At 32.8% G+C, this 2,305-nt stretch carries 1 protein-coding gene, 7 tRNA genes and 2 rRNA genes; all 10 read left to right on the top strand.

Annotated features, from left to right (window positions below):
- Positions 1–2 precede the first annotated feature (2 nt).
- Positions 3–120, top strand: a 5S ribosomal RNA gene (gene rrf, locus KQI36_RS17575).
- A gap of 6 nt (positions 121–126) precedes the next feature.
- A tRNA-Glu gene (locus KQI36_RS17570) sits at positions 127–201 on the top strand.
- A gap of 3 nt (positions 202–204) precedes the next feature.
- Positions 205–288, top strand: a tRNA-Leu gene (locus KQI36_RS17565).
- Between the two features lie 3 nt (positions 289–291).
- A tRNA-Gly gene (locus KQI36_RS17560) sits at positions 292–365 on the top strand.
- A 6-nt stretch (positions 366–371) separates the two neighbouring features.
- Positions 372–448: transfer RNA gene (locus tag KQI36_RS17555), tRNA-Arg, on the top strand.
- 5 nt (positions 449–453) lie between these two features.
- Positions 454–528 (top strand) — tRNA-Gln (locus tag KQI36_RS17550).
- 4 nt (positions 529–532) lie between these two features.
- A tRNA-Lys gene (locus tag KQI36_RS17545) sits at positions 533–608 on the top strand.
- A 6-nt stretch (positions 609–614) separates the two neighbouring features.
- A tRNA-Glu gene (locus tag KQI36_RS17540) sits at positions 615–689 on the top strand.
- A 247-nt stretch (positions 690–936) separates the two neighbouring features.
- Positions 937–1,683 carry a peptidylprolyl isomerase gene (locus KQI36_RS17535; protein WP_216452008.1) on the top strand — a complete coding sequence of 249 codons (747 nt, stop codon included), beginning with the start codon at positions 937–939 and terminating at the stop codon, positions 1,681–1,683.
- Between the two features lie 553 nt (positions 1,684–2,236).
- A 16S ribosomal RNA gene (locus KQI36_RS17530) occupies positions 2,237–2,305 on the top strand; the annotation flags it as partial.

Here is a 2,305-nt window from a genome sequence, read left to right as displayed (position 1 = left end):
AATCTGGTGATGATGGTTTAGAGGGTAACACTCCTTTCCATTCCGAACAGGCAAGTTAAGCCTCTAGACGCCGAGAGTACTGCACGGGAGACTGTGTGGGAGGGTAGGTTGTTGCCAGGTAAATATGGCTCCTTGGTCAAGCGGTTAAGACACCACCCTTTCACGGTGGTAACAGGGGTTCGATTCCCCTAGGAGTCACCATATGCAGATGTGGCGGAATTGGCAGACGCACTAGACTTAGGATCTAGCGCCTTTGGCGTGGGGGTTCGACTCCCTTCATCTGCACCACTTGCGGGTGTAACTCAATGGTAGAGTGCTAGCCTTCCAAGCTAGTTACGAGGGTTCGATTCCCTTCACCCGCTCCAAGATATGCGTTTTTAGCTCAGCTGGATAGAGCAACGCCCTTCTAAGGCGTGGGCCAGGGGTTCGAATCCCTTAAAACGCACCATTTAATGGGATATCGCCAAGCGGTAAGGCACCAGACTTTGACTCTGGCATTCGTAGGTTCAAATCCTGCTATCCCAGCCAATATGGTTCACTAGCTCAGTCGGTAGAGCACATGACTTTTAATCATGGTGTCCGGGGTTCGATTCCCCGGTGAGCCACCAAAATTAGGCTCCTTGGTCAAGCGGTTAAGACACCACCCTTTCACGGTGGTAACAGGGGTTCGATTCCCCTAGGAGTCACCATAAACTCTTACTAATTAATTAGTAAGAGTTTTTTTGTTTATATAAAATAATAATTTAAATAAACAAAATAGTTACTTAAAATATGTTATAATAGATTAATAAAATATAACTTTAAGCATATAAATATTTATTATAACTTTAATAAAATTTATTATTAATATTAAGGTTATAGTGCTTAAACTTAATCTTGAATAGATAGAGTTTAGTGCTTATAGAATATAAATAATTTTTTAAAAGGAGAATTTATATGGAAAACAAAATTTTAGCTACAGTAAATGGAAAAAATATTACAGAACAAGATTTAGAATTTGCTATATCAAGATTTCCAGAACAAAACAAACAATATTTTAGTACTGAAGAAGGTAAAAAGCAATTATTAAATCAAATAATAAACTATGAATTAGTATATAATTTTGCAAAAGATAGTAACTTAGAAAGTGATGAAGAATTTAAAAAACAATTAGAATTAGTAAAAAGAGATTTATTAATACAAGCTGGTATAACTAAATCATTCTCAAATGTTGAGGTTACTGAAGAAGAAATTACAGCATTTTATGAAAAAAATAAAGAAATGTTTAAAACAGAAGAAACAGTAAATGCTAGACATATATTAGTTGATGATGAAGAAGAAGCTAAAAAAATAGCAGAAGATATAAAAAACAATGTTATATCTTTTGAAGAGGCAGCTGATAAGTATTCTAAATGTCCATCAAAAGCACAAGGTGGAAGCTTAGGTGTTTTTGAAAGAGGTAGAATGGTACCTGAATTTGAGGATGCAGCATTTAAGTTAGATGTTGATACAATTAGTGAACCTGTAAAAACTCAATTTGGTTTCCATATAATAAAGGTTGAAGATAAACAACCTTCAGCGGCTAAAGATTTTGAAGAAGTTAAGCCAATGATAGCTTCAAACTTACTTCATGAAAAACAAAACAAAGAATTTATAAATTTAGTAGAGAAATTAAAAGGTACTTATAAAGTAGAAATGAAATAGTAATATAGTAAAGAGCTTTGGTTAGGCAATTTTAATGCTTGACCAAAGCCTTTGTTTTATTAATAATGGGAAAACAAAATTAATTTTTTATTGTGTTTTTAAAAATCATGTAAATTTATAAATAAAAAAGCGATTATTAATAAAATAGAAAAGCAAACATATCCACGTGTATCAATAAAAGTAATTTTGAGGATATAATAGTATATGAGAGAATTTAAAGTATAAATTTCTATATTTAAGGTTAAGATAACTAATTGCTAAAGTAATTATGTATATAATAAATCTTGTCGCTGAAACAAGTTACTAAGTAGCTTAAGTGATAAGGATTTAAACTTTAAAAAACTTTTTAAAAAAGTATTGACAAAAAAGTTTAAAACTAGTAAAATAGTAAAAGTCATCAAGTGATGACGAATTGGTCTTTGAAAATTAAACAGATAAATATAGGTAAAACCAGTTAATTCATTTGAGAATCTATTTTGTAGATGCTCACATCGAAAGATGTAAAAAAATTGACTATTATAGTCAGCAAATTGCTTGAAGCAGTTCAAACTTTTAAATTGAGAGTTTGATCCTGGCTCAGGACGAACGCTGGCGGCGTGCCTAACACATGCAAGTCGAGCGA

The sequence above is a fragment of the Clostridium senegalense genome, from assembly GCF_018916625.1.
Classification (GTDB): Bacteria; Bacillota; Clostridia; order Clostridiales; family Clostridiaceae; genus Clostridium_J; species Clostridium_J senegalense.
Note: the sequence above shows the minus strand (reverse complement) of the source record. Positions and strands in the feature narration are given on the sequence as shown.